The sequence below is a fragment of the Arenimonas oryziterrae DSM 21050 = YC6267 genome (assembly GCF_000420545.1).
Lineage (GTDB): Bacteria > Pseudomonadota > Gammaproteobacteria > Xanthomonadales > Xanthomonadaceae > Arenimonas > Arenimonas oryziterrae.
In genome coordinates this window covers 1-2,317 of sequence record NZ_ATVD01000013.1, presented here as the reverse complement: position 1 = coordinate 2,317, position 2,317 = coordinate 1, and the positions used below count along the sequence as shown (strand labels likewise).

The 2,317-nt window shown below is 53.7% G+C and carries 2 protein-coding genes and 1 pseudogene; all 3 read left to right on the top strand.

What is annotated here, in order from left to right:
- Window positions 1–1,053 (top strand): RHS repeat-associated core domain-containing protein (locus G467_RS17725; RefSeq protein WP_281166682.1); only part of this gene is annotated, 1,053 nt, incomplete at its 5' end.
- Window positions 1,050–1,763: a hypothetical protein gene (locus G467_RS18115; RefSeq protein WP_155844911.1), complete on the top strand. Its 714-nt coding sequence runs from the start codon at window positions 1,050–1,052 to the stop codon at window positions 1,761–1,763. The genes G467_RS17725 and G467_RS18115, both read left to right, overlap by 4 nt.
- 195 nt (window positions 1,764–1,958) lie before the next feature.
- Window positions 1,959–2,317 (top strand): annotated as a pseudogene (locus G467_RS17135) (RHS repeat protein); the annotation flags it as partial.

The following is a 2,317-nucleotide window of genomic DNA, read 5'->3' as shown; positions in this document are numbered from 1 at the left end:
CGCATGAATCAGGTCACGGGTGTCCAGACCTATCGCTATGACGGGCAGGGCCGTCGCGTGCAGACGACCGATGCCGACACCAAGACCACGTTCTGGATCTACAGCCAGTCCAAGCAGGTGATGTACACCTCCGAGGCGCGTCGCAGTCAGAACCTGAGCTACATCTACCTGGGCAATACGCAGGTGGCGACGCGGGCGGTGGCATGGGGCACGGGCACGATCACGGTGCGCTATCAGCACACCGACTCGCTCGGTAGTCCGGTCGCGGAGACGGATGCCAGCGGCAATCTGGTCAAGCGCAATGCGTATGCGCCTTATGGCGAGGCGTTTGGGGCGACGGTGATTGATGGCACCGGGTATACCGGGCATGTGATGGATCGGGATACGGGGCTGACATATATGCAGCAGCGGTATTACGACCCGGAGATTGGTCGATTTACAAGTATTGATCCAGTTTCGGCTCGTGAGAGAGGCGACAATTTCAATAGATATTCATACGCTAGAAGCAATCCGTACTTGTTCACTGATCCTGACGGAAGAGAGTCTCCTTGTTTCTCCAACAACAATCCGACTTGCGGAGTAAGTGGCGAAAACTTGGCGAATAACTTGCGGGACGGCGCGGACCTTTTAGAAACGCTCGATGCAAACGCGCAAGGCATTCCTGCGGGACAGCTTGAGCATATCGCGGCTGTGCCTGCGATCAGGATTATGCGTGGACTTGCGAGCGAGGCTCAGATTTCTAGAAACGCGGCGAGAGGAGCAGCCTCTGAAGCTCGGGTTCTTAGAGAAATGGGCCTTGCGAAGAATACAGAAGCTGTGATGACGGCAGAAGGCAAGGCCATCCCAGACGCGCTGACTCGTACTGTGTCTGTGGAGATCAAGGACACGATCAAAGTTAGTTTGACAAGACAGGTCCGGATTCAGTCTGCAGCCGCTCGGGCCGCAGGAAGAAAGGCGATATTGGTGACCGGCGACCTGACAAAAGTCAGTAGAAATGCTACTAAAGCGTTTGACCAGATTATTCGACGACCAGATCTTGGGCCACAGAAATGATAGAAGCTGATTTCTACTTCACATGCGACAAATTTGATCTGGTTATGGCGTCACTTAGGTCTTTGCCGGAATCTATCGTGCCGTTGCGATTTGGTAGCGATGAAGACGCAGCCAAGAGCTCCGGCGTTTTTTTTGACAAGGCTGGGTTTGACAAATTTTTAAGAAATTCTCCTAGCGGGTTCTTCTTGTTTGGGAAGGAAGTCGTCTACAACGTTCGGATTAGTATTCCAGTTGAGTTGGTGATTGAAGTTACGCAGATAGAAAGTGAACAGGCTGTGTTTTTGCTTCAGCATCTCTCTGCCGAAGGACCGATATTCGCTTTTGCGGCCGACAGTGCGGAGCGGGATCATAGAAATCGGCTTGTGAAGGATGCTTCCTACGGGGTGCATGAGGCATGGGTGGGGCGAGATTGGCGGTCGTACATCCCTGGATTCTATTGGACAACCATTGTTTCCCAAGAACTGCTAGAGCGTCATGGAGTTCCGATGGAGGCACTGATTTATCAAGCCGTCAATGCGAGAGAGATCTCTCGTGGAATTTGGCAGTTTCAGTTCTACGGGGAGCCGCAAGACTGGGAGGACAATTCGGTTCGAATTGATCTTCTGTGTGCCAATACAGCTGGTGTTTTTTCGATCGAAAATGCTCGTAGAGAATTTGAAAATGCTAAATCATTTCTTGACTCTAGTGCCGTGCTGGATAGTTGGCCTTAAGTGAAAGTAGAGCGAGAGATGGAGGAAAATTGGCAAAAGAATTGGGGAAAACAGGGGCAGAGTGGTATTTTCCTAATTCGGCATCAAACTAGTTGGCCCTGTTCGATCCAGCCGAATTAGTTTCTTCAAAGGCCGCCTTCATCGGCGGTCTTAGCTTTCTGATGCTTGGAGGGCTAACTGCTCATCACGCACGTGATGACCAAGAACGCACGCCAACTCCCCAGCCGCAGCGAAGACAAGCGGACGGGTCTGACGGTGCTCGACGACACCTATACCTTCGATGCCAACGGCAACGTGCTCAGCATCGTCGATGGCGCGCAGGCTGGCCTGACGACGCGCGACATGACCTACGACGGGCTGGATCGTCTGTCGGTCGCGACCTCGATGGGGCAGTGGGGTGTGGCGACGTATGCCTACGATCCGCTCGACAATCTGCGTGTCGCCGACCAGGGCCCGCGCCAGTACCGCTACAACTACGATGCGCTCAATCGCCTGACCGACATCAAGAGCCCGGCCGGGGCGTTGATTCACTCGTTCGGCTACGACGCCAGCGG

Excerpts from the sequence above, each read along its gene's own strand:
- G467_RS18115 (WP_155844911.1), top strand. The coding sequence starts at position 1,050 with ATGATAGAAGCTGATTTCTACTTCACATGCGACAAATTTGATCTGGTT.